19 protein-coding genes and 1 riboswitch are annotated in these 24,246 nt (G+C 42.3%); of the genes, 12 read left to right on the top strand and 7 right to left on the bottom strand.

The window, feature by feature from the left end; genetic code table 11:
* Nucleotides 1–339 precede the first annotated feature (339 nt).
* The 8 genes from yycF (at nt 340) to H5993_RS04730 (ending at nt 9,330) form a co-directional block, all read left to right on the top strand.
* The gene (gene yycF, locus H5993_RS04695) at nt 340–1,044 is read left to right on the top strand and encodes a response regulator YycF (RefSeq protein WP_180871124.1); all 705 of its coding nucleotides are present in this window, start codon (nt 340–342) and stop codon (nt 1,042–1,044) included.
* A 12-nt stretch (nt 1,045–1,056) separates the two neighbouring features.
* Nucleotides 1,057–2,934, top strand: coding sequence for a cell wall metabolism sensor histidine kinase WalK (walK, locus tag H5993_RS04700; protein ID WP_204776431.1), 1,878 nt, complete (start codon nt 1,057–1,059; stop codon nt 2,932–2,934).
* Entirely contained in the window at nt 2,912–4,213 is a 1,302-nt protein-coding gene (gene yycH / locus H5993_RS04705; RefSeq protein ID WP_204776432.1) for a two-component system activity regulator YycH, read from the top strand. The genes walK and yycH overlap by 23 nt, the downstream gene beginning before the upstream one ends.
* Nucleotides 4,210–5,004, top strand: a complete 795-nt coding sequence (locus H5993_RS04710) for a two-component system regulatory protein YycI (RefSeq protein ID WP_204776433.1) — start codon at nt 4,210–4,212, stop codon at nt 5,002–5,004. Before yycH ends, H5993_RS04710 begins: the two co-directional genes overlap by 4 nt.
* Nucleotides 5,005–5,016: 12 nt before the next feature.
* Complete coding sequence (locus H5993_RS04715; RefSeq protein ID WP_204776434.1) at nt 5,017–5,832, top strand: MBL fold metallo-hydrolase; 816 nt, start codon at nt 5,017–5,019, stop codon at nt 5,830–5,832.
* 45 nt (nt 5,833–5,877) lie between these two features.
* Nucleotides 5,878–7,092, top strand: coding sequence for a S1C family serine protease (locus tag H5993_RS04720; protein WP_204776435.1), 1,215 nt, complete (start codon nt 5,878–5,880; stop codon nt 7,090–7,092).
* A gap of 397 nt (nt 7,093–7,489) precedes the next feature.
* Nucleotides 7,490–7,969, top strand: coding sequence for a 23S rRNA (pseudouridine(1915)-N(3))-methyltransferase RlmH (rlmH, locus tag H5993_RS04725; RefSeq protein ID WP_204776436.1), 480 nt, complete (start codon nt 7,490–7,492; stop codon nt 7,967–7,969).
* 188 nt (nt 7,970–8,157) lie between these two features.
* A complete protein-coding gene (locus H5993_RS04730; RefSeq protein WP_204776437.1) occupies nt 8,158–9,330 on the top strand; it encodes an iron-containing alcohol dehydrogenase in 1,173 nt (390 codons plus the stop codon).
* Between the two features lie 232 nt (nt 9,331–9,562).
* Here H5993_RS04730 and H5993_RS04735 read toward each other — a convergent pair whose 3' ends face one another.
* Together H5993_RS04735 and H5993_RS04740 are read right to left on the bottom strand one after the other, a co-directional pair.
* Complete coding sequence (locus H5993_RS04735; RefSeq protein WP_204776451.1) at nt 9,563–10,552, bottom strand: D-2-hydroxyacid dehydrogenase; 990 nt, start codon at nt 10,550–10,552, stop codon at nt 9,563–9,565.
* Between the two features lie 10 nt (nt 10,553–10,562).
* On the bottom strand, nt 10,563–11,744 hold the full coding sequence (locus tag H5993_RS04740; protein WP_204776438.1) for an aminotransferase class I/II-fold pyridoxal phosphate-dependent enzyme: 1,182 nt from the start codon (nt 11,742–11,744) through the stop codon (nt 10,563–10,565).
* A 495-nt stretch (nt 11,745–12,239) separates the two neighbouring features.
* Between H5993_RS04740 and H5993_RS04745 the strand changes: the two genes are divergently transcribed.
* The gene (locus tag H5993_RS04745; RefSeq protein WP_180871141.1) at nt 12,240–12,473 is read left to right on the top strand and encodes a transcriptional regulator; all 234 of its coding nucleotides are present in this window, start codon (nt 12,240–12,242) and stop codon (nt 12,471–12,473) included.
* Between the two features lie 128 nt (nt 12,474–12,601).
* Nucleotides 12,602–14,695, top strand: coding sequence for an ATP-dependent Clp protease ATP-binding subunit (locus H5993_RS04750; protein ID WP_204776439.1), 2,094 nt, complete (start codon nt 12,602–12,604; stop codon nt 14,693–14,695).
* Nucleotides 14,696–14,922: 227 nt separating this feature from the next.
* Here H5993_RS04750 and ribH read toward each other — a convergent pair whose 3' ends face one another.
* The 5 genes from ribH to H5993_RS09585 all read right to left on the bottom strand — a co-directional run bounded on the left by ribH (nt 14,923) and on the right by H5993_RS09585 (nt 18,685).
* A complete protein-coding gene (ribH, locus tag H5993_RS04755; RefSeq protein WP_204776440.1) occupies nt 14,923–15,387 on the bottom strand; it encodes a 6,7-dimethyl-8-ribityllumazine synthase in 465 nt (154 codons plus the stop codon).
* 13 nt (nt 15,388–15,400) lie between these two features.
* Entirely contained in the window at nt 15,401–16,579 is a 1,179-nt protein-coding gene (gene ribA / locus H5993_RS04760) for a GTP cyclohydrolase II (protein WP_204776441.1), read from the bottom strand.
* Complete coding sequence (locus H5993_RS04765; RefSeq protein WP_204776442.1) at nt 16,579–17,178, bottom strand: riboflavin synthase; 600 nt, start codon at nt 17,176–17,178, stop codon at nt 16,579–16,581. The genes ribA and H5993_RS04765 overlap by 1 nt, the downstream gene beginning before the upstream one ends.
* Entirely contained in the window at nt 17,171–18,226 is a 1,056-nt protein-coding gene (gene ribD / locus H5993_RS04770; RefSeq protein ID WP_204776443.1) for a bifunctional diaminohydroxyphosphoribosylaminopyrimidine deaminase/5-amino-6-(5-phosphoribosylamino)uracil reductase RibD, read from the bottom strand. The genes H5993_RS04765 and ribD overlap by 8 nt, the downstream gene beginning before the upstream one ends.
* Before the next feature lie 104 nt (nt 18,227–18,330).
* A riboswitch (FMN riboswitch) is annotated at nt 18,331–18,448 on the bottom strand.
* Nucleotides 18,449–18,553: 105 nt separating this feature from the next.
* Nucleotides 18,554–18,685, bottom strand: coding sequence for a hypothetical protein (locus tag H5993_RS09585; RefSeq protein ID WP_275087002.1), 132 nt, complete (start codon nt 18,683–18,685; stop codon nt 18,554–18,556).
* A 110-nt stretch (nt 18,686–18,795) separates the two neighbouring features.
* Between H5993_RS09585 and cls the strand changes: the two genes are divergently transcribed.
* A complete protein-coding gene (gene cls / locus H5993_RS04775; protein WP_204776444.1) occupies nt 18,796–20,262 on the top strand; it encodes a cardiolipin synthase in 1,467 nt (488 codons plus the stop codon).
* A 307-nt stretch (nt 20,263–20,569) separates the two neighbouring features.
* On the top strand, nt 20,570–24,244 hold the full coding sequence (locus tag H5993_RS04780) for a PD-(D/E)XK nuclease family protein (protein ID WP_204776445.1): 3,675 nt from the start codon (nt 20,570–20,572) through the stop codon (nt 24,242–24,244).
* Nucleotides 24,245–24,246: the final 2 nt, after the last annotated feature.

The following is a 24,246-nucleotide window of genomic DNA, read 5'->3' on the forward strand; positions in this document are numbered from 1 at the left end:
GGGGATCGAACCCTGGACCCACGGATTAAGAGTCCGTTGCTCTGCCAGCTGAGCTAACTGCCCATGTCTTAACAACGTTTATTATGTTATCAAAACAATTTACTAAAAGCAAGGTTTTTTTGGAAAAATTCAAGAAAAAGCGTTAGCAAAAATGATAAGCCTTTTCGATCTAGTAAGGATTAGTTCCCTAATTTTCAGTTTTTGGAATGTGGTATAATTGACGGCAGATAAATTTGCAAAGTACCAAAAGCAAAATCGTTAATTGGTAGTCCCAATAGAAATTGTTGTTGCAAACTAACTATTAAGAATAACAGTTTTAAAATATGAAGGTGAACTTAGATGGCAAAAAAAGTCTTAGTGGTCGACGATGAAAAACCGATCTCTGATATCATTAAATTCAACCTTGAAAAAGAAGGATATGAAGTAGTTGTCGCCTATGACGGCGAAGAAGCACTTGAAAAAGTTGAAGATGACTCACCAGACTTGATTATTTTGGACTTGATGTTACCAAAGATTGATGGTCTAGAAGTTGCCAAGCGAGTTCGGGCAAAGCATAGTACCCCAATTATCATGGTTACAGCAAAAGATTCAGAATTGGATAAGGTCTTAGGGCTTGAATTAGGAGCCGATGACTATGTAACTAAACCGTTTTCAAATCGGGAATTGGTGGCACGGGTAAAGGCTAACTTACGGCGTCAAGAAGCGGTTACGACCGCAACGGATAACCGGACCGCTGATATTAAAGTTGGTGATTTAATTATCCATCCAGATGCTTACACAGTTACAAAGCGAGGAGAAAATATTAATTTAACCCGTCGGGAATTCGAATTATTACATTATCTTGCTCGTCATCTTGGTCAAGTAATCAACCGGGAACATTTGCTCCAAACGGTTTGGGGATATGATTATTTTGGTGATGTGCGGACGGTTGATGTTACCGTTCGACGTCTTCGGGAAAAAATTGAAGATAACCCTAGTCACCCTGAATGGTTAGTAACCCGGCGGGGTGTTGGTTACTACTTGGCCAACCCTAACCAAGAATAGAGGCCCCCATTTGTGAATTCCAAGATTAAGTTTTATCAATCAATTCAATTTAAAATCGCCCTAGTATTTGCGCTGATGTTAATGTTAACGCTTGAAGTTGTTGGGGCGGTTTTTGTGCGTCAGTTAGAGCGCCAAAATATGACGACCTTTAAGCAGCAGGTAGTTTTACCGACCTATGTCAATAATTCCTTAGCTAATCAACTAACAAAGTCAAACACTAAGCAAGCTAACAAACAAATTAAGTCGATTTTAGGCTCAATCAATAACAGTACAATTACTGAAATTCGAGTGATTGACAGTAAAGGAGTTATTCGGGGAACAAGTTTAGCAAATACCCAAGGCGATGTTGGTCAACGGATGACCGATAAGATCGTAAAGAATACCTTAGTATCTAATCGATCGCATACTGAAAATATCTATGATAGTGACAATCATAACCGTTATTTTATTAACGTAGTGCCGTTAGTTAGCGCAAATAATAGCAATGAAGTAATCGGGGTAGTTTACTTACGGGCTAACCTAGAAGGGGTTTACTCAAGTATTAATAATATCTCGCTAATTTACTTTGCTTCGGCGTTATTGACGATTATTTTTGGATTAGGTTTAGCAATTTTGATTTCCCGGGAAATTACGCGACCAATTGAAGAAATGCGGAAAAAAACCTTACAAATTGCTCGGGGTGATTATTCTGGCCGCTTAAAAGTGGTTGGTAATGATGAACTAGGTCAATTAGCTGGCGCGGTTAATAATTTATCCGTTCGAATTGAAGAGAGCCAGGAATCTTCGGAAGCTGAACGGCGGCGATTAAATAGTGTTCTATCCCATATGTCAGATGGGGTTTTAGCAACGGATCGTCGCGGAAATTTAGTAACTGTAAATAACACGGCGCTTCAACTACTCGGGATTGAGAAGGAAGAAGATATCTTAAATACTTCAATTCTTGATGTACTAGGACTACGTCGGGAATATACCGTCCGTCAATTGGTTGATAGTGAACTCGACCATTTGATTTTGGATAATCAAGATGATCAAAATGCACCAATTTTGAGTGTCTACTTTTCACCAATTCAGCGTGAATCAGGCTTTGTTTCCGGGCTAGTTTGTGTCTTGCATGATGTTACTAGCCAGCAAAAAGAAGAGCGGGAACAAAAAGAATTCGTTTCAAACGTTTCCCATGAACTCCGGACACCATTGACAAGTGTTAAATCATATGTCGAAGCCTTAGCTGACGGGGCATGGAAAGACGAAAAGGTTGCTCCTGAATTTTTAAAAGTAGTTGAAGATGAAACCGAGCGGATGATTCGAATGATTAATGATTTGCTTAGTTTGTCACGAATGGATTCGGGAACGGTTAAGCTTAATCTCGAATACGTGAATATTAATGAGCTCTTTAATTACTTGCTTGATCGGTTTGACATGATCATTAAAAAAGAAGCCAATGATCCAACCAAGAAAAAATATACGATTGAGCGGCACTTTACCAAGCGAGATTTATGGGTTGAAATTGATACGGATAAATTTACGCAAGTGATCGATAATATTGTAAATAATGCAATCAAGTACTCTCCGGATGGTGGGGTAATTACCGCCCGATTACTTGAAACCCACAATCATGTGATTTTAAGCATTTCTGACCAAGGTTTGGGGATTCCTCGCAAAGATCTTAGTCATATCTTTGATCGCTTTTTCCGGGTTGATAAAGCCCGTTCTAGAAAGCAAGGTGGGACGGGCCTCGGATTGGCAATTTCAAAGGAAGTCATTAACCTATTAGGGGGACAGGTTTGGGTCGATAGTATTGAGGGCCGCGGTTCAACTTTCTATATCTCATTACCATACGTACCTTACGATGAGGGAGATGACTGGAGCGATGATCAAACTGCTACGGACTAGGTGGCGGATCTTAACTCTAACGATCCTAATTATCATTAGTATTGGATTATCGGGGTTAGTTTGGGTAATGCCCTTTCGCGATGATCGAATCAATGAAATTCACTTAACGCATAGTACCCCAACTGCAAATCAACAAGCGATGGTATACGTTCCAACAACGGTCATTAAGACTGGTAACAATCGTGAACAGCAGTTATTATTTGGTCAACCACAAAACGTGGTGTTAACTGCGCAAGAGAGTCTGCAAAAATGGGAATTAAGTCAAGCTCATCAGGTTGCTAAGGGAAAAATTGATGTTTATCGTGATTACCTTCGGCAAAGTAATTCGCTTTTACTTTCGTACCCAAGTGCAGTAAGTCTAAAGGCTTTTAACACTACTTTTAATCAAAAATTACCAACAGCTGGTCTAAAGTCGGTTAATCACATTCTAATTCCGCTAAATGCGACGGGAAAACTTTATTTAATGAGTGATCAAAATTGGACGGTTTACCGTTATAATGTTAAGGCTGAAAAACTGAGTAAATTGCGAGCGGCTTTAACTGGTGGTGAGCAACGACCGGTCGAGTATCGACAAATTAATAATCAAATGATAATCACCTATCCACACGCAATTTCTTTGCCAACCTATGCGGCAAAGGTTAATTATCAAAATGTTACAACCTTTACTCAGGCCTTATTAAATAATAGTCGGAGTGGTAATTTAGCGAGCCGTAAAGATGGTCAACAGGTGATTTATCACAACGGAACTAATAAACGCCTTGTATATAATCGGGCAAATGGAGAAGTAAAATTTGAAAACTATTTGGACAAACCCAAACAGTTTACTTACCAAGAAGCTGATGGCCACTTCTATCGCCGTCTCCAGCGAACAGGATTGGTTTTAGAAGGACTACGCTTCGACAGCTATCGGTTGAATCAAAAGCAAATAACTTACCGGACCTATGTTGAAGGCTTCCCAGTTTATAATGAGCATAATTACGGGGTAATTGAGATGCAACAAAATCAACAAGGTCTTGAAGAAATGGTGTTTTCAGATGCTAGTTTAGGGACACCATTGCCTAGAACCACTGGGGATGTTACCTTACCGGCAACGGCCGTCGTTTTCAATGCTTTACGGGCAAATGGAGAGCTAAAGGATGTTCAGAATATCCGGATCGGTTACCAATGGAAAACAAATCGGCGCGCCAATTCAGTCATCTTGGTTCCAACTTACTATGTTAAGATTGGTAACCAGTGGGAAAATTACCAAGCGTTAGTTCATGAAGGAGGCAAACAATGAATTTTAAACGAATTCAGTTAATTTTCATTGTAGCCTTCTTTATCTTGGATTTGTTGTTATTGGTTTCCTATTTATGGGGAACGCAATTTATTGCAACTGGGAGTAATCAAGATAATCAAGCAGCAGTTATTAAGGAGATGCATGGTAATCAAATTAGTTTGCCACCCCTTAGTAATCAACAACAAAGTGGTTATTATATGCAGGTAAAAGTTGACCAAAATTTACTAACCGCCAGTCAGAATCTCAAGGGAGGGACGGTCCGAGATACTAATGATTTAGTAACAATGACTTACGATCAACCCGTTAAAACGACTGGTCAGTATGCCTTGAAGCCGTCCCAGATTGCACCATATTTGACCCGAAACAAGCTCCTTTTATATGGCAACCAATATTTATACCAACCGGAATTGTCGACAAAGCGGACGATTGTCTACACCCAAACAATTCAGGGACGCCCGGTTTTAAATGGAGCTGGTGAGTTACGGATCCGTTTAAATCATTCGGGTAAGGTTACTGGATATACCCAAGGACATTTGGTAAGGGCAAAGGTCTTACGTTCCCGACAACCAACATTTAGCCAGGAAGCTACGATAATCTGGCTCTATAAAAATAATCTAATTCCGGATAATACCAGGGTTAAATGGGTAAAGCTTGGTTATACCCGTTTTGCTAGTCAGGGGGAGCAAGACGTATATGTTCCAGCTTGGGTGGCTGAACTGAAGAATGAAAATACTGGAACGAAGCACTTAGTAAAGGTAAACGCTTTTCGGCAAGCGGTAATTAAGGAATAGAAAGGAAGCACAATGGTGACAGCACAAAGCGATCGATTGCGGTACAGTATTTTGGCAAGCGGTAGTCGGGGAAATTCAACATACATTGAGACGCCTGCTCACCGGATTTTAATTGATGCCGGATTAAGTGGTAAACAACTTGAACTACGGATGACCAAAATTAATCGAAGTCTTAAAGATGTTGAGGCAATTTTTGTAACTCATGAACATAGTGATCATATAAGTGGCGTTGGGGTATTAGCACGGCGTTACGGGATGGCGGTTTATGCCAATCAAGGGACTTGGGTAGCAATGCAAAATAAGATTGGTAAAATTGACCCAGCCCAAAAGCATTTGTTGGAACCGGGAAAAGTAAAGGATTTTGGTGACTTGCAAGTTGAAAGTTTTGCCGTTTCGCATGATGCGGCCGAACCCCAATTTTACCAACTTCACCATGATAATCAGGCTTTTTGTATTTTAACTGATACTGGTTATGTCTCTGACCGAATTGCTGGCGTAATTAAAAATGCGGATGGCTATGTAATGGAGTGTAATCACGATCCTGAAATGCTGCTTGCTGGGCAACGTTACTCTTGGCCACTCAAACAACGGATTTTAGGGACGGAAGGACACCTCTCCAACGAAGATGGCGCAAATGCTTTAATGAGTGTGATTGGGAACCGGACAAAGACGGTTTATCTTGGGCATCGTAGTCATGAAAATAATACCAAGTCATTAGCTCATTTGACGGTAGCATCAATCTTGACTGCTCAAGATTTTGGAGTGGATCATGATTTTGCCCTTAAAGATACTGAACAAGATGAAGCCACCTCTCTTTTAAGCCTTTAATAAGATTTTTCCCATCGTAATCACTAGCTTAATAAAGTTGGTAAAATGGAGAAAAACGAGGAGGATTGGGATTTGAAATTTGATAAATTTTGGCTAAGGGTTGCCGGAGTTGGTTTGGTAGCCGGTTTAATCGGGGGTGGTGTCTCCCTTGGAGTTGCCCATACTTGGGAAAATTGGCAAACAAGTATGAGTACCAAAGTTCCAAGTGGTTCCAACAAGAGTGGTGGTGCCACGGTAAAGAAGAATGCAGCGACAGCAAGTACACAAGCTTCTGAAGCGTATGCCAAAGTTCAAAACGCGGTTGTTTCCATCATTACTTATGAATCAACGGATAACAGTAATTCTTTTGACCTTTTTAATCAAGGTAGTCAGTCAACCACTACCAACAGCCTCACTAAGGCAAGTGAAGGCTCTGGGGTAATTTACAAAAAGAGCGGGAATGTTGCCTACGTTGTAACGAACAATCACGTTGTTTCTGGTGCTAAGAAGATTAAGGTGCTATTAAGTAATGGTAAGTCGGTTGATGCTAACTTAGTTGGTAAAGACGCGACGACGGATTTGGCCGTCTTGAAGATCAATGCGGCCAATGTTTCAACAGTGGCTAGCTTTGGGGATTCAAGTCAAGTTAAGGCTGGGCAAGATGTCTTAGCAGTTGGTTCACCAATGGGGACAAAGTACGCTAATTCGGTTACTAAAGGGATTATTTCAGCTCCTAAACGGACCGTTAAGGCCTCTAGTGATGCGGTAGCAACCACCGTTATTCAAACTGATGCCGCTATTAATTCAGGGAACTCTGGTGGTCCATTAGTTAATATGGCTGGGCAAGTAATTGGGATCAATTCAATGAAACTTTCGTCAGATGGTTCCGGAACGAGTGTTGAAGGGATCGGTTTCTCAATTCCAAGCAATGAAGTCGTAAATGTAATTAATCAACTAGTTAAAAATGGCAAAATCTCGCGACCATCGTTAGGGATTAGTGCCGTTAGTTTAAGTCGGGTTGAACCAAGCCAATTACAATCGGTTTTAAAGTTACCAACTAACGTTACCAAAGGGGTTGTGGTAATGGAAACGGAGAGCGGTGGCATAGCTGCTAAAGTTGGCTTAAAACAATATGATGTTATTACGGCGATTAACGACCAAAAAGTGAATAACATTGGTGAATTAAAAACCCAGCTATATAAGTTAAAGAGTGGCGACACCATCAAGATTGCCTATTATCGAAATGGGCAGCTAAAAACAGTAACAACAAAAGTTGAATAAGGTGAACATATTACGCATGGAAGCGAATCGAGGCGATCTTCCATGCGTTTTTTGATTTTGGAGGGTAAAAATGGTATTTTTGTGAATGTGGAAAAATTATCCCCAGACTTATCCACAGGCTGAAAAAGCTGTAAATTCAAGAATTTACTTGTGTACAAAGTTTTCCACAAGACTGTGGAGAGGCTGTTGAAAAGTGGAAATAAAATTATTAAATCATTCAAAAACGTTGATGTAAAGTGTTTTACAATCCGAACGAGCGAACAATTGTTGGTGTGGATAACTATAAATAAATCGGAAGCGGATTCACGAATTTAAAGGAGAAAAGCAGGGTGAAAAAGTAAGTTTTCCACTAAAACTGTGGAAAACTTGTGGATAACCTGTTGAAAAGGAGAAAGTTATGAACATTAAGATTATTGGCGTGGGAAAAATTAAGGAAAAATTCTACCGGGCAGCAATTGCAGAATATGGGAAACGCCTTTCACGTTACTGCAAGTTTGAAGTTGTTGAAGTACCAGATGAAAAAGCTCCTGAAAACTTAAGTGAAGCCCAAATGGCAGAAGTGATGGTAAAAGAAGGGGAACGGATCCTCGCTAAGATTAAGGATCGAGAATATGTTTATGCTTTAGCGATTAAGGGTAAGGAGCGTACTTCTGAAGATTTTGCGGCTGAAATTGATAAACTGGCAATTTACGGCAAAAGTGACATTACCTTTGTAATCGGAGGTTCACTTGGTTTAACGCCAGCCGTTCTAAAGCGGGCAGACCAACAAATCTCCTTTGGCCGGTTTACTTTACCCCACCAATTAATGCGCGTGGTCTTAAGTGAACAAATTTATCGGGCTTTTACGATTATTAACGGCCTGCCATATCACAAATAAGCCAAGCAACAGGAGGATAGGAAAAGCGCCTCGTTCAACAATTAAGCTAAAATAGTTTAAGATGACAGAATATTAACTAATTGATGATCTGGCAGGGTAAAATTAATAAAAGTCTCTTGAATTTTAGTGAACAATGTCACAAAATGGATGTGTAAGCGTTTGCGATTAAAAGTTTGGAGGATTAAAAAATGGATCGTCAATTTGATTTCTTAATGCCAAGTGTTAACTTCTTTGGTCCTGGGGTCATTGCTAAAATCGGTGACCGGGCAAAGATGCTCAACATGAAAAAGGTTTTAGTGGTAACTGAAAAGGGCCTACGGAAAATTCCAAATGGTCCTGTTGAACAAACTTTAACTTCTTTGGAAAAGGCAGGCGTTGATTACACGATTTTTGATGGGGTTGAACCTAATCCCAAGATTCGTAATATCAAGGCCGGGAAGAAGCAATATTTAGATGAAAATTGTGACTCCATTATTACGGTTGGTGGGGGTTCCTCACATGACTGTGGGAAGGGAATTGGAATTATCCTAACTAACGGTGATGACATTACGAAGTTAGCCGGGATTGAAACCCTTGATAAGCCATTACCACCTTTGATGGCCGTTAATACGACGGCTGGGACGGGTTCTGAATTAACTCGGCATGCCGTAATTAGTAACGAAGAAACTCATTTGAAGTTTGTGGTGGTTTCTTGGCGGAACATTCCGTTGGTATCCTTTAATGATCCAATGCTGATGTTAGGGATTCCACAATCTATCACGGCTGCAACGGGGATGGATGCCTTTGTTCAAGCGATTGAACCATACGTTTCTGTTGACCACAACCCAATTACGGATAGTCAATGTAAGGAAGCCATCCAATTAATCCAAGATGCTTTACCAAAGGTGGTTGCTAATGGTCAAAACGTTGAAGCTCGGACCAAGATGGTTGAAGCTGAAATGCTTGCTGGAATGGCCTTTAACAATGCTAACTTGGGTTACGTTCACGCTATGGCACACCAATTGGGTGGTCAATACGACGCTCCTCACGGGGTTTGCTGTGCTTTACTGTTGACGACGGTTGAAGAATACAACTTAATTGCTTGTCCCGATCGGTTTGCTGAATTAGCTGAAGTCATGGGTTATGACACGACGGGCATGACAACCTTTGAAGCAGCTCACAAGGCAATCGAAGGGATGCGGGAAATGTGCAAGGCTGTTGGAATTCCAGCTTCTATTAAGGAAATTGGTGCAAAGCCCGAAGACTTTGAATTGATGGCTGAAAATGCCTTGAAGGACGGAAATGCTTTCTCTAACCCACGGAAGGGAACAAAAGAAGAAGTTATCGCTCTTTACCAAAAGGCATATGATGGTATCTACTAAAAGTTAAATTATCCACAACAAAAAACAGGCCAAGTTAACCAAAAGCGGTTAGCTCGGTCTTTTTTTAGTTAATCGTTAATCGAGGTTGGGAAAAAAGCTCCTTGACGGCCTGGTTGGGATAAGAAGAACGAAGGTTGATTCATTAGAATCGGCCTTTCGTTCGCACTTATCCGCTAAGGCCGTGCATTTTGACCTTAGTTACTGAGTAATATTCGGAGATGAAAAGAGAGGGTTACTTAATTTCATGCTTTGCAGGGTGACCGTTTAAGATGGCCATTACGTCATCTAAGGCAATGTCGACCATATTTTGGACGGCGATGTTGGTAAAAAAGGCAATGTGAGGGGTTAAAATTACATTTGGTAAATCAACCAGTTCTTTGATTTGGGGAGCATCTTTAAGCTGGTCGGCTTGATGGTCTTGGGCAAAGACGGTAGCTTCCCCTTCAACGGTATCCAGTGCGGCTGCGGCAATTTCGCCATTCTTCAAGGCCGCAATTAAATCGGCCGTGTTAACAACGGGCCCCCGGCTAGCGTTTACCAAACCAGCCGTCGGTTGCATTAAAGTAAAGTCTTTTTTGGTCAATAAACCTTCGGAAGTTGGGTTCAAATCAACATGAAGGGAAACAACATCGGCCCGTTGTAGAAGGTCTTCTTTGGTGGTGTATTCAACGATGCCCTTCAAATCTTCCCGGGGCTTCACATCGTAACCTAGTACCGTGGCGTTCAAGGCGTGAAGGAGCTTGGCTAAGGTACCCCCGATTCGACCCACTCCAATAATGCCGATGGTGGCAGAATGGATTTCCTTCGCTTGCAAACCGCTCCAGCGGAAATCAGCGTTGGCCACCCGGTGGTCAACGACAGGAGTGTGGCGGAGTAAACGGAAGATTTGCATTAGGGCAAATTCAGCCACGCTCCGCGGGGAGTAGGCTGGGACGTTAGTAACTGCAAGACCGTTTTGATGGGCTAATTCAAGGTTAATGGTATCGTAGCCTGCTGTTCGGGTAGTAAGTTGTTTAATCCCGTGTTCCTTTAAGGTAGGGTAAACATTATCAGTAACCTTTCCCCGTTGTTGGATCACGACGCCATCAACGCCATCAAGTTGATCGAGAGCATCTTGAATTAACTTTGGTGAGGTTACGATTTCAATTTGGTGTTCACTGGCGTAAGCCTTAATTGCTGGTTCCTCGTCGTCTCGAACACTGGTCATTAAAATTTTCGTCATCATTGACCTCCTAGTGATTTAAGAAGTTTGTAATCCGTTGAATTGCTAATTGTAAGTTTTCCATACTCGTTGCGTAAGAGAGCCGTAGGTAGCCTTCACCACCAGCTCCGAAGAAACTCCCCGGGATCGTGGCAACTTGGCCTTCCTTAGCCAAACGGGTTGCAAAAGCAACGTCGTCGGTGCCTTGATCAGCTGGGAGTTTAACAAAGAGGTAGAAGGCACCAGTTGGGGTGGCAACCGTGAAGCCTAACTTTGTTAATCTACTAGTTAAGTAGTCGCGCCGTTCTTGGTAAGCGGCCTTCATTTCAAGGGTTGCTTGCCGACCAGCTTCACTACCAAAGATTGGTACAGCAGCAGCCATTGCGGGGTCAGATGGGGAGGTAATCATGATTGAGTGAGCAACGCCAATCCGTTGCATTAGGCCGGCTGGTCCAGCAATGAAGCCAATCCGGTAGCCGGTCATTGCGCCAGCCTTGGAAGCCCCGTTTAAGATGATAGTTTGGCCAGGTAAGAACTTAGCAATTGAAACATGGCGCCCGGTATAGACTAATTCGGAGTAAATTTCATCTGAAATTACAACTAAGTTGGTTTGGGCTAAGATGTCGGCTAGATCCGCTAATTCATCACTTGAGTAGGTAACCCCGGTTGGGTTTGATGGGTAATTTAAGACAATTGCCTTCGCCGTTGGGTGGGCATTAATAGCAGCCTTTAATTGGGCTGGGGAAAGGGCAAAGTTAGGGGCAGCTGTTGGGACCGTAATTGCCTTGCCACCAAGCATTTCAACCATCGTGGCGTAAAGCGGGAAGGTTGGCGTTGGGATTAAAACTTCATCACCGGGGTTAAGTAAGGTGAACAAGGAAGCAAAGATGGCTTCGGTGGCCCCAATCGTAACGGTGATTTCGGTTTCAGGGTCGTAAGTTAAGTCGTAACGGTCTTGCATGAAGTGACTAATGGCTTGCCGCAAAGCAACCGAACCGGCACCGGGAGCATAGTGGGAGTCGTTGTTGTTAATGGCATTAATCGCTGCTTGTTTGGCAACATCAGGAACGTTAAAGTCAGGTTCCCCGACTGTTAACTTAACGATGTCAGGAACCGAGCTGATTTCTTTATCAAAAACCAAGATATTAGCCGGTTTGACCTTGGCAAGGTTAGTGTTCATATTAGCGGTTAAATTTGGTTTCATTTCTGGCATAGTAATTTCCTCCTCAAATTTGAAAGCGGTCTCACCTAAGATCATTATTTAGCAATTAACTGAGAAATAAAAGTAATAACCCATTTAGTAAAGAAAAAATCCCGGTTTACTTTTTTGTAAAACCGGGATTTTTTCTTAGGTTGAAATTAGCCATCTTGGTAAGGCTTCCCGGAAAAGTTTGTTATATCCTAGAAGCCATTGCAAAAATACCACTGGTTTCTAGGCCTTAATAAAGCTAAACCAGTAGGCATAAAAAGCGCGATTAACTTTTAAAGAACATTGAGAAATCATTTTGCACACCTCATGCTAATTAATTGCTAGTAATTCTAATCTTATTTTAAGAAAAGTCAAGAAGGAATCGTGAAACATAATTGATAATCCCGGTTAAATCGTTGATTTATCAGTTTAGTCAAAAAAAGTCAAAAAAATATATAGTTCACACTTGTCTTATGTCACAAAAGTGGTATACTAAGAATCGTAAAGGAAGTGAGCGAGATGCGGATCGACATCAAAGCTTACTTGGACGCCAATCATTTGACGATTTACCAAGTAGCAAAACGTTCCGGCTACGGCTACACCACTTTACACAAGTCGTTCAATAAACAGCAGAGTATGGCTACCTCACTAAACTTACGTGACTTGGATGCTTTGTCGCAAGCCAAGCATGAAGCGATGTGGGAAGTCTTACGGGAGCTGGAGGAAAATTATTTAAGGGACGATGATGAGTAGAATCCGTGTAGTTGTTGAGGTCAAAAGGACGTTGCCTTTAGGCCTCTTCTTCGTCTAACGGAAAACTTTAGTGGGTGGAGTACGCCCAAAATTAATTATGAAGGTAAATAATGAAAGGGGTTTTGACGATGGCACAAATTCCAGTAGATCCATTTAACAGCATGGATGATCTTTTTAACCAATTAATGGGAAACATGAACGGCCTAAGCGCCGAAAATCGCCGCTACTTAATCAATGGCCGGGAAGTAACCCCTGAAGAATATGCTCAATACCGGCAAACAGGACATTTACCAGAAGTTAATGGTGAACTTAAAAACCGGCAACCAAATGGTAAGCAACCGCAAGGCATGTTAGCTAAGTTAGGCCGGAACCTAACCGCGGAAGCCAAGGCTGGCAAGCTTGATCCGGTAATTGGGCGGAATAAAGAAATTCAAGAAACTGCTGAAATTTTAAGTCGGCGGACTAAGAATAACCCAGTCCTGGTTGGTGATGCTGGGGTTGGGAAGACGGCGGTTGTTGAAGGGCTAGCCCAAGCAATTGTGCATGGTAACGTTCCAAATGCAATTAAGAACAAGCAAATTATCTCCATTGATATTTCTAGCCTTGAAGCCGGTACCCAATACCGGGGGAGTTTTGAAGAGAATATTCAAAAACTAGTTGATGAAGTAAAAAAGGCTGGGAACGTGATTCTCTTCTTTGATGAAATCCACCAAATTATTGGAGCTGGGAACGCTGGCGATGCTTCTGGTTCTAAGGGCATGGCTGATATTTTAAAGCCAGCACTTTCTCGGGGTGAAATTACGGTAATTGGGGCAACGACCCAAGATGAATTCCGGAACACCATCATGAAGGACGCCGCACTTTCTCGGCGGTTTAATGAAGTGGTGGTTAACGCTCCAAGCAAGGATGATACTTTTAAGATCTTACAAGGTCTGCGGAATTTATACGAAAAGCATCACAATGTCGTCTTACCAGATGATGTTTTGAAAGCTGCGGTTGATTACTCCGTTCAATACATTCCGCAACGGTCTTTACCAGACAAGGCAATTGACTTAATCGATGTAACGGCTGCGCACTTAGCTGCCCAACATCCAGCAACTGATGCTAAGTCAATTGAAGCCGAAATTAAGGCTACCGAGGCTGACCAAGCTGAAGCCGTTAAGAAGGAAGACTTCAAGACGGCTCAAGCAGATAAGGAAAAGGTTGCTAAATTGAAGCAACAATTAGCCGACCATTCTTCAGCGGATCAAGTAACAGCAACGCCAAATGATGTTGCCCAAGCTGTAGAACGGCTAACCGGGATTCCAGTTGCTAAGATGGGCGCCTCCGATATTGAACGCTTGAAGGGCTTAAGTAAGCGTCTCGAAGGAAAAGTAATTGGCCAAGACCAAGCCGTTGAAGCCGTGGCCCGGGCTATCCGGCGGAATCGGGCTGGCTTTGACGAAGGTAACCGGCCAATTGGAAGTTTCCTCTTCGTTGGGCCAACTGGGGTTGGAAAGACAGAATTAGCTAAGCAACTAGCCTTGGATATGTTTGGCTCCAAGGATGATATTATCCGGCTTGATATGTCTGAATACTCTGATCGGACGGCCGTTTCGAAGTTGATTGGTACCACTGCCGGTTACGTTGGCTATGACGACAATGGCAATACTTTGACGGAAAAGGTGCGGCGGAATCCATATTCCATTATTTTACTTGATGAAATTGAAAAGGCTGATCCACAAGTAATTACCTTGTTACTTCAAGTCCTTGATGATGGTCGCCTAACGGATGGTCAGGGAAACGTGGTTAACTTTAAGAATACTATTATCATCGCTACTTCAAATGCTGGTTATTCTAACGATGCCATTAAGAGTGATAAGAATGAAACGCTTGTTAAGAAGTTAACCCCATACTTCCGGCCAGAATTCTTAAACCGGTTCAACGCAATTGTTGAATTTAAGGCCTTAACGAAGGATGATTTGAAACAAATTGTTGACCTAATGATTGCTGGGGTTAACGAAACTTTGGCTAAGAAGCAAATGGACGTCACGGTTAGTGATGAAGCTAAGGATTACTTGATTGACCAAGGTTATGACAAGGCAATGGGTGCGCGGCCACTTCGGCGGGTCGTTGAACAACAAATTCGGGATAAGGTTACCGACTTCTACCTTGACCACCTAGATGTTAAGCATTTGAAAGCGGAAATGAAAGATGGTGAATTGGTAATTCTTCCAGCTTAATCTATCAGGGTAGTTAAGTAAAAAGGTTGGGAGCGAACTGGCCAACTGGTTTGGCGTCGTCCGTGAACCCCCGGAAGACCAAATAGAATCGGGCCGCTTGAAAGAAAATGTTCGCTTGGTTACTGCTCGATCGTAGTTACTGACTAACATTCGAAGATGAAAGATCGGGTGGGAAGAAACTTAAGCTTCTTCCCACCCGATCTTTTTTTGTTTCATGTGAAACAACTTTAAATATAGTTATTTAAGTTAATCATTTCCAATAGGCTTTGCGCGGTCATGGAACCTTCATTACCGGCTTTGAGCCCAGCCCGCTGTAAGGCTTGTTCAATATTATCTGTCGTCAAGATGCCAAAGGTAACTGGGATCTTGGCAGCTAAATTAAGTTGCATTACCGCACTTGTTACTTGGTTAATGATCATGGCATAGTGATCAGTTTCGCCCTTAATTACCGCTCCAAGGGTCATAATGCCATCGTAGCGATCGCTATTAAGTAGGCGTTGACCAGTAAACCCAATTTCAAAGGCGCCTGGCACCCAGAAAACATCAATATTATCTTTTCTTAGTCCAAATTGTTGTAGGGTGTTAAGGGCCCCGTCAACAAGGTGTTGGGTAACGATCTCGTTGAATTTACCAACAACGATAGCAATCTTTTTGTCAGTAAGGTGTTCAAATTTTCCTTGGTAAGTAGACATTGTAATCGCTCCTTTAAGCATTTTTAAGTAAGTGATGGAATTTTTCCCGCTTGGTGTGTAGGTACTTTTGATTATACTTAGTGGCAGGAATTTCTAATGGAATCCGATCGGTAATCTCAATTCCGGCTTCGGTCAGTTGCTCTAATTTGTCTGGATTATTGGTTAACAATTTAACCTTATGAATTCCGAGACTCTTTAGCATTTCAGCCGCAACGTCATAATGGCGCTCGTCCGGTTCGAAACCGAGGAGCGTGTTTGCTTCATAAGTGTCATGGCCTTGATCCTGAAGAGCGTAGGCTTTAATTTTATTAGTCAAACCGATGCCGCGGCCTTCTTGATTAAGATAGAGGATAACCCCGCGTCCGGCAGCGTCAATTTTTTGCATTGCGGTGTGTAATTGTGGCCCACAGTCACAACGAAGGGAGCCAAGTGCATCACCAGTTTGACACTTTGAGTGTAAACGGAGAAGAACTGGTTCATCACCACTAAGATCGCCTTTTTTGATAATTAAATTTCCATCACCAAAGTCGCGAAGCTGGAAGTGACCATATTCGGTTGGGAAATTTACAAATTGACTTGGCTGGCTAACCGGATTTTGCACGTATTCTTGAATCTCTTTAATCGTTAAGAAAGGAAGATGGTATTCAGCGGCAATAGACTTGAGTTCTGGCCGCCGGGCCATATGACCGTCTTGCTGGAGAATTTCACAAATATATGCGACCGGTTCTACACCGGCTAACTTAGCTAAGGTAACTGCGGCTTCGGTGTGACCATTTCTTTCTAAAACCCCGCCATCCTTAGCAACCAATGGAAAACAGTGACCTGGTTTGTAGAAATCATCTGGTTGGCTGGTTGGATTGGCTAAGGCTTTGATTGTCCGGCAACGATCATAAGCTGAAATTCCGGTTGTTGTACTTTTATGGTCAACGCTAAGGGTAAAGGCAGTCCCAAAGGGATCGGTATTATCAGCTGTCATTTGAGGAAGGGCTAAACGCTTGGCGATAGTGGGAGTAATACAAGTGCAAAGCAGTCCCCGTGCATGCTTCGTCATAAAATTAACCGCTCCTGGGGTAACGCTAGCTCCAAAACCGACCAGGTCACCTTCAGCTTCCCGATCTTCATTGTCGGCAATGATCGCAAGACCACCTTGTTTTAGCCAAGCTAAAGTAGCTTGAATTTTTTTAACATCCATTATTTTGGCCCTCCCTTTAAATTTGAGGCAACATATTTAGCGAGAATATCGGTCTCAAGGTTAACTTCATCGCCAACTTGAAGACTAGCTAAGTTAGTTTCAGCTTGCGTATGCGGAATTAGACCAACGGCAAATTGGTTATCCTTGGCCCACATTACGGTTAAACTAACCCCGTTTAAAGCAACACTTCCTTGACTCACAATTTGATTAGTTAAGTGTTTAGGAATCGCCAAGATGAGTTCTAAGGCATTTTCGTTTGCTTGCCGGCTAACTAAAGAAATGGTGTCATCAATATGGCCAGTTACGATATGTCCTTCAAAGCGACCGCTTGCTAGCATTGCCCGTTCAACGTTGACGGCATCACCAACTTGGGCATTTTTAAAACTCGTTTTCTTGAAGGTTTGTGGCATCATGGTGACCGTAAAAGTAGTTGGGGTAAAAGCCTCAACCGTTAAGCAACAACCATTAATGGCAATCGAGTCCCCAGTTTGAATGTCTTTTAAAAAGCTAGCTGAGGTGGTAACCGTCATTTTAATGGTGTGTTGGTTGATTTTAAGCTCGCTAATATGCGAACCACCAGAAACAAGTCCGCTAAACATTTTGAATTCCTCCTTGAATACGAATGGTATTGCCAAAGAATTGATAACTAGGCTTTATTAGTTGGCCGGCCTTCGGTTGGTAAGCAGGGACTCCATTTGCACCGAGGGTGACGGGCGCTAAATAAGTGATTAGCTCATTTCCTAATCCAGCGTCGCAAAAAGCTTGGTGAAGTCGGCGCCCCCCTTCAACGTACAGGGATTGAATTCCTTGGTCAGTTAGGTAATCAATTACACTACTTAATTGGCCGTCAGCTAAGGAAATTACTTTAACATGCGCTGGCCATTGATGGTTGCCGAGTTGATTATTCTGAGTAAAAATCCAAGTGGGAGCAACCCCATCGGTAAGTAACTTTAAGTTTGGATGGTTGCGCAGTCGTCCCCGCCGGTCAATTATCATGCGGATTGGGGGGAATGGACTTTTAACGGTAGTTAGTAACGATGGATCGTCAATAATTGCCGTTTCTGAGCCGATCAAAATGCCTTGATAATTAGCTCTTTCAAAGTGGACCTGCTTTAAGGCTGCTGATGAACTTAAGGTAATCCGTTGACCGGGTAAGCTCAACTTAAGATCAAGACTAATTGCTTGTTTTAAGGTAATCCATGGCTGGTGATGCTGGAAAAAGTAGGTATAAAAGGGATTTAAAGCGGCTGCTTGATCCGCTAAAACGCCTGTAACAACCTCAATCCCAGCCGTTTTTAGCCTGGCAATTCCTTTGCCAGTAACCAAGGCGTGAGGATCAGTTTGACCAATTACCACCCGTTTAATCTTGCTATGAATGATTAATTCGGAGCAAGGGGGCTGTTTTCCTTGGTGGTTACATGGTTCGAGGGTGACATAAAGGGTAGCATTGAATAATTGTTCTGGGGTGAGTTTTTCGATCGCATTTCGTTCAGCGTGGACGGCGCCGTACTTAACATGGTGGCCTAGTGCTAAAACATGGCCGTCTTTAACAACAGCGGCCCCAACCATTGGGTTTTGCCAAGTTAAAAAGCGGCCTTCTTTGGCAGCATTAATTGCTAGTTGCATCATTGCTTGATCGTGGTTCATTTTTTCACCTCCAGAAAATAAAAAACCGTCCTTTTCAGGACGGTTGTAGAATTCGAGTTAATTTGGTAGCCAAAAAATCCGCAAGGAAAATTTTAGCTAACCTCGTGTTTCTTCTTCCATCTAGACTATCACTATCGGTACCCCAAAGGGATTCAACCGCATTACTGCGGGTCGCGGACTGAAACCGCCGGTCGGGAATTTCACCCTGCCCCGAAGAACTAATTATTCAACTAACTAAAGATTAGTTGTTTTTGAAAACGTTGTCAATAAGTTGGGGGTAATTAATATCAATAAATATTATTCAGGATTGTTTGTTTCACATGAAACCTAACGATGAGAATTAAAGTGCCAAGCCAGGGCAACAATTAATCCTAAAATACAAACAGTGAGTAAGGGATTAGCGTTAAAAAGGCGATGAAAAAGCCAAATTTGACCAACTCCGGAAAATGATGCAAACATTCAATGGATACCTTCTTCCTCTTGTTTTGTTAATAATTATACTGAATTTAGTTGGTTAAGCGAGTGATTTGGATTACACTAAGAATAGTTTTGATGTTGAGGGGGATACCATGCTAATTACGTGGCATATTGTGAAATTAATTTTATGGCTAATTGTATTTTTCAACGCGATTGCCGCCCTAATTACGGTTTTTCGGGAAAGGCGGGATATTGCAGCAACATGGGCGTGGCTGCTTGTATTAACATTATTGCCGGTGATTGGCTTTATTATTTACTCGTTTCTGGGACGGAAATTACCTCAACGGCGTTTAGAGCGAATTCAAACTGAAACTCAATTGGAACTTTCGGAAGCCTTTAATCGTCAACGCGAGCAATTTTTGCTAACCCCACAACCGGAAGAACCAACCTTACGAACTTATTTACGGACAATTATGCTTTTTCAAAGCATTGATAATGCCTTTTTGAGTCAGCATAATATGGTTGAATTGTTTAACAATGGGGATCAGTTCTTTGAAAAACTACTCGCTGATATTGAAGCGGCTAAAAAGAGTATCCATATTGAGTTCTATACTATTTACAACGATCAAATTGGAAATCAATTACGGACGATCCTTGAACAAAAGGCAGCCGTAGGCGTTGAAGTTCGAGTTCTGTATGATTCCTGGGGTTCAATGGGAGTTAAGCCAAGTTTTTATGACGGTCTTCGGAAAAATGGGGGCTATGCGGGCCCGTTCTTGTTAACCCGGAGTAACCTCTTTGATTTCCGGCTTAACTACCGGGATCACCGAAAAATTGTTGTGATTGATGGTGAAATTGGTTACGTAGGGGGCTTTAACGTTGGTGACCAATATCTTGGGCGTTCACCAAAGTTTGGACCGTGGCGCGATACTCACCTTCGGATCCAAGGTGGGGGTGTATATAGCCTTCAACAACGTTTCATTCGGGACTGGAACGCTTCAACTAAAGAGCGAGCACACCGGATTGATCACTACCGGTCATATTTTCCCAAGATTAAGAATACTTTTGGCTCAACCGCCCTCCAAATTGTTTCCAGTGGTCCAGATTCACCTTTGGAAGAAATTAAACTTGGCTACTTACGCTTAATTAATGCGGCGCAAGATCATATTTGGATTCAAACTCCTTACCTAATTCCTGATGATAGTGTACTTGATGCTTTGAAGGTGGCGGCCCATTCTGGAGTTGACGTCCGGATTATGGTGCCATCGATGCCCGACCACGCCTTTGTTTACCGAGCAACTCAATATTATGCGCGAAACCTAGCTGAAGATGGCGTAACGATCTATTTCTATCAAAAAGGTTTTTTGCACGCTAAGACAATGGTGGTTGATGGAGAAATGGCTTCGGTTGGTTCTGCCAATATGGATTTTCGGAGTTTTAAATTAAACTTTGAAATTAACTGTTTTATGTATGATGCCGATATTGCTCAACGGTTAGAGCGCTTGTTTGTTGAAGACATTCGTAATAGTCGAGTAATGACGCCAGAACGGTTTGCGGCCCAACCGCCATGGATACGCTTTAAGCAAACTTTCTCGAGATTGTTGTCGCCAATCTTGTAGTTTCTAAAAAGAGGACGAGGAGAAACCAAAGTTTCTTCCCGTCCTCTTTTTCACCAGACAGAAACGAAAGGAAGGTGAGTAAACGGTATTAATAACCAGACATAGAGAGATTTGAGGAAACCTTCCTTCCGTGAGTACTCAGAGTATGTTCACTAAGTAACAAACCAATTAAAACATAGATTGCCTATCTTTGCAAGGAATTAATATAAACCGACCTTGGAGATGTTAAAAATGATAATTGTTTTCACAAAGTTTTAATATGATAAAATAAGGTTATTTAATTGCTGAGGATGGGAAGGTAAGATCAATGGTGAAATCGAGTTTGAACTTTATCTTGGGGACTGCTACGGTTGATCATCAAGCAGCAATGGTTGATCAATTAGCAACTCAATTGGCCGAGCACCCCCAAGATCGTTTTTTCTATCTAGTGCCAAATCATATTAAATTTTCAACGGAAATTGACGTTTTAAGTCAATTGAAAGCTAAGCAGACGGGACCAATTTATGCTCAGAGTCAGGTTCAGGTCCTGTCTTTTAGCCGGTTAGCATGGTTTTTATTGCGCGATCAGCCGGAATTTAATGCCCCACGAATTTCACCAACGGGTTTAACGATGTTAACGGCCGCTGTTATTCGTGATATGCCATCAGCAGAATTAAAATTATTCGCTAAGGAAGCTCACCACCCTGGCTTTATCCAAGATTTAACGAAGCAGTTAGTTGAGCTCCGGAATGCCAATATTGCTCCAGAAGACTACGAAGAGATTAAAACGAGAAGTGTCGCCTGGGCAAAAAGTCACCACCAAGTTGATGCAGCTTACAATGATAAGTTAGCCGTTTTATTCAAGGTTTATGCTAAATTCACAGCAGCCTTGGGGGGACAGTTAGAAACGCCAGCAATTTATGATTTACTGATTGAAAAGCTAAATCAGGGTGATTTTAAGGATTGCCATTTTTACCTTGATCGTTACAACGCCCAATTTTTAGCTAAGGAAGAACAAATTGTTGAAGCGATGATTAAAAACGGGGCAACGACCACGGTTAGTCTGGTTTTAGATCGTCCTTACCAAGGTTCAACCTTACCAGATGAACATGATTTGTTTTACCAGCCAGGATTAATCTACCATCGGCTAGCTAATTTTGCTTTAAATACCCCAGGGGTTGAATTGCAATCGACAACCTATGCACATGTGCCGCGGGTGGCACCAGCCTTTAAGGACGTAGAACAATGGCTAGCAGCTAACAGCCAGTTCGTGACGCCGCAAGAAGCCAAAACTAAGGGAGAAAACATCCACTTTAATACGGTGCCAACGCGGTTAGCTGAATTAAATTTTGTGGCGGCCAAAATTCGTCAGCTAGTAACCCATCAAGGCTATCGTTACCGGGATTTTCTGATCCTTACCCGGCGATTAGATGCTTATGAAACGATGCTTGAACCGACTTTCACGGCGCATCAAGTACCATTTTTTAATGATAATGACCGGACGATGAAGAATCATCCCTTGGTGACCTTAGTAATGGGGCTTTTCCAACTTCTTTGGAAACAATTTCAGTTGGCTGACTTGATGCAGATCTTCAAAACTGGCTTGTTAATTCCGAAAGAGCAGGTTGATGGACAACCGCTGACCGCCTTTCAATTTCGGCAAGATTTATACCTAACAGAAAATTGGGCACTAAAGTACGGCAAAACGGGATATGCTTGGCTCGGTAATAAGGATTTTCAATACACGCCAGGATATCAGGCTACCGGAGAAGATAGTTACCGTGACCAACAAGAACAAAAGAAAAGCGCTCAGTTAAACCGGGTACGGCGCTATGTAAAACGGCAAATCGTTCCCTTTATTGAAGCCTTACGGCAAGCAAAGAGTGGCCGGGAAGCAGCCAGCCTTCTGTTTGAATTTTTAGTCAACCAAGATGTACCTGGTCAATTAGCAAAGTGGCAAAGGGCGGCGACTGACGCTGGTAATTTGACCCTTTCCCAAGAATCAGAACAGGTGTGGAATTCATTCTGCCAGCTTTTAGATGAGTATGTTCTAACGATGGGGGATCAAACGAACTTTAATTTAACAGCTTTTCGAGATCTTTTGTTAGTCGGTTTTCAAACGGCAACTTATTCGCAAATTCCATCAACCTTAGATCAAGTTTTAGTATCTGAAAGTGGAATCACCCAGACTGAGCACCGAAAAATTGTCTTTATTATTGGGGCAACTGATGATGTCATGCCTGCTATGCAAGTTGAAACGGGACTGTTAACGGAAGATGATCGGCGGCGGCTTGCTAGTGGACTCAAGGACTATCAATATCTGCCGGTTTCGGGGATGGAAAAAGTAACCAACGAACCTTTTGTTAATTATTTAGCGATGATGACGGGGAGGGAACAGTTATATTTGGTTGCGCCACTGCAAAGTAGTGAAGACCAGCCAGCTGGACTTTCTCCGTATCTGACGGGCTTAAGTGCTTACTTTAACCGTCCGATTGATAATCTCCCGGGGACCCCCCAACCACTAGCTAGCTTTGCGGAAATTAAGCCATTTATTTCAGCTATTCCAGCAACCCGTTCAAGTTTTATCCGGGCGCGGCGGGTTACCCAAGATAACGGTCAAAATTTAAGCGCCAACGACACATGGAAATTAGTTGCGCGGATTATCAACGCTCAAAAAAATGGTCGTCAAGTTACCCTAAATAAGTATCAGTATCAAAATGATCCCCAGCCACTAACCCCGGCGTTGGCGGAACAATTATATGGAAAATTGGATCGAGAAACGATTGTTGAACGGACAGAAATGGAAAAAGCCGGGCAACCATTACCACCCCTTGATGACCTTAAATGCCACTCAACGTTAAAGGCATCGGTTTCTCAATTACAGACTTACTATCAAAATCCATATGAATATTTCTTGAAATATGGCTTAGACTTGAAGCGGCGAGAAGAATTTGAAATTACGCCCGCTGACTCTGGAACCTTCTATCACAATGTAATGGATGCTTTTGTCCACTCAACGGGGACGAAACTAGCAACGCTAACGCCGTCTGAATTGACGACTTATACTAACCAGGCTTTAACTCAGGCTGCCCAAGCGCAAACTTTATTAACTGAATTGGAGGATGGTCAACTCCGGTTTGCCTACCAGTTTGATCATCTGAAGCAACTAGCTGAAGCGATGATCCGGGTTGTCTATCTGCAAGCTCAGGTCAGTCATGCGCGACCAAAATATACGGAACAGAGCTTTGGGAGTGGCGCCAACGCGACTTTCCGACCAATCACTCAGCGCCTGGCTGATCAACGCCACCAAGTTGAAATTCGGGGGCGGATTGACCGGCTAGATCAAGTTCAAACGGCAGATCAACTTTATCAAATGGTGATTGATTATAAATCAAGTGATCGGAAATTTGATTTAGTACGGGCAACGACTGGTTTAGATTTGCAATTATTAACCTACTTGGCAGCCGTAAAACAAGATCTTAAACGTGATCAAATTGGTGGTGCTTTTTACCTCCATTTAGCTAACCAAATCTTAAAACCCGAAGACTTTAAGAAGTCATTAACTGAAATTCAGTTAGATAACCACTTGTACAATGGGTTAGTGCTCGCTGATATTAACTTACTAAAGCAACTTGACCAGGGGTTAGACCAAGAAAAGTCAGGAAAACTTTTACATGCCCGGTATATCAAGAAGACCACAAGTTACAAGGCCAATGCAGGTTCCGCCATTTTAACGCCGGCCGAACTGGATTGGTTGTTAACTAAGAACACAGAGTTAATTACGCAAGCTGCCACCGATATTTTTGCTGGGATAACAACCTTGGCACCTTTTCGGCTTGGTGAGCAAAATGGTTTAAAGAATAGTGACTTCTTACCAATTTTTGCCTTTGATAACGTGCTGGACCAGGATAAATTTAAAGATATCACGTTAACGGAAAAGGATGTCTTAAATCAAATGCACGCAGATCAAAAATCAGCGATGAAAAATAACAAGAAAGGATAGAT

It is taken from the genome of Limosilactobacillus alvi (assembly GCF_016900115.1).
In the GTDB taxonomy this organism is placed as follows: domain Bacteria; phylum Bacillota; class Bacilli; order Lactobacillales; family Lactobacillaceae; genus Limosilactobacillus; species Limosilactobacillus alvi.

Coding starts and splice junctions, on each gene's coding strand:
- ribA (WP_204776441.1), bottom strand. CDS start 16,579: ATGGATGTTAAAAAAATTCAAGCTACTTTAGCTTGGCTAAAACAAGGT.
- H5993_RS04740 (WP_204776438.1), bottom strand. CDS start 11,744: ATGCCAGAAATGAAACCAAATTTAACCGCTAATATGAACACTAACCTT.
- H5993_RS04730 (WP_204776437.1), top strand. CDS start 8,158: ATGGATCGTCAATTTGATTTCTTAATGCCAAGTGTTAACTTCTTTGGT.
- H5993_RS04735 (WP_204776451.1), bottom strand. CDS start 10,552: ATGACGAAAATTTTAATGACCAGTGTTCGAGACGACGAGGAACCAGCA.
- H5993_RS09585 (WP_275087002.1), bottom strand. CDS start 18,685: ATGTTTGCATCATTTTCCGGAGTTGGTCAAATTTGGCTTTTTCATCGC.
- yycH (WP_204776432.1), top strand. CDS start 2,912: ATGATCAAACTGCTACGGACTAGGTGGCGGATCTTAACTCTAACGATC.
- H5993_RS04750 (WP_204776439.1), top strand. CDS start 12,602: ATGGCACAAATTCCAGTAGATCCATTTAACAGCATGGATGATCTTTTT.
- H5993_RS04745 (WP_180871141.1), top strand. CDS start 12,240: ATGCGGATCGACATCAAAGCTTACTTGGACGCCAATCATTTGACGATT.
- H5993_RS04720 (WP_204776435.1), top strand. CDS start 5,878: ATGGAGAAAAACGAGGAGGATTGGGATTTGAAATTTGATAAATTTTGG.
- rlmH (WP_204776436.1), top strand. CDS start 7,490: ATGAACATTAAGATTATTGGCGTGGGAAAAATTAAGGAAAAATTCTAC.
- ribH (WP_204776440.1), bottom strand. CDS start 15,387: ATGTCTACTTACCAAGGAAAATTTGAACACCTTACTGACAAAAAGATT.
- ribD (WP_204776443.1), bottom strand. CDS start 18,226: ATGAACCACGATCAAGCAATGATGCAACTAGCAATTAATGCTGCCAAA.
- H5993_RS04715 (WP_204776434.1), top strand. CDS start 5,017: ATGGTGACAGCACAAAGCGATCGATTGCGGTACAGTATTTTGGCAAGC.
- H5993_RS04765 (WP_204776442.1), bottom strand. CDS start 17,178: ATGTTTAGCGGACTTGTTTCTGGTGGTTCGCATATTAGCGAGCTTAAA.
- H5993_RS04710 (WP_204776433.1), top strand. CDS start 4,210: ATGAATTTTAAACGAATTCAGTTAATTTTCATTGTAGCCTTCTTTATC.
- cls (WP_204776444.1), top strand. CDS start 18,796: ATGCTAATTACGTGGCATATTGTGAAATTAATTTTATGGCTAATTGTA.
- yycF (WP_180871124.1), top strand. CDS start 340: ATGGCAAAAAAAGTCTTAGTGGTCGACGATGAAAAACCGATCTCTGAT.
- H5993_RS04780 (WP_204776445.1), top strand. CDS start 20,570: ATGGTGAAATCGAGTTTGAACTTTATCTTGGGGACTGCTACGGTTGAT.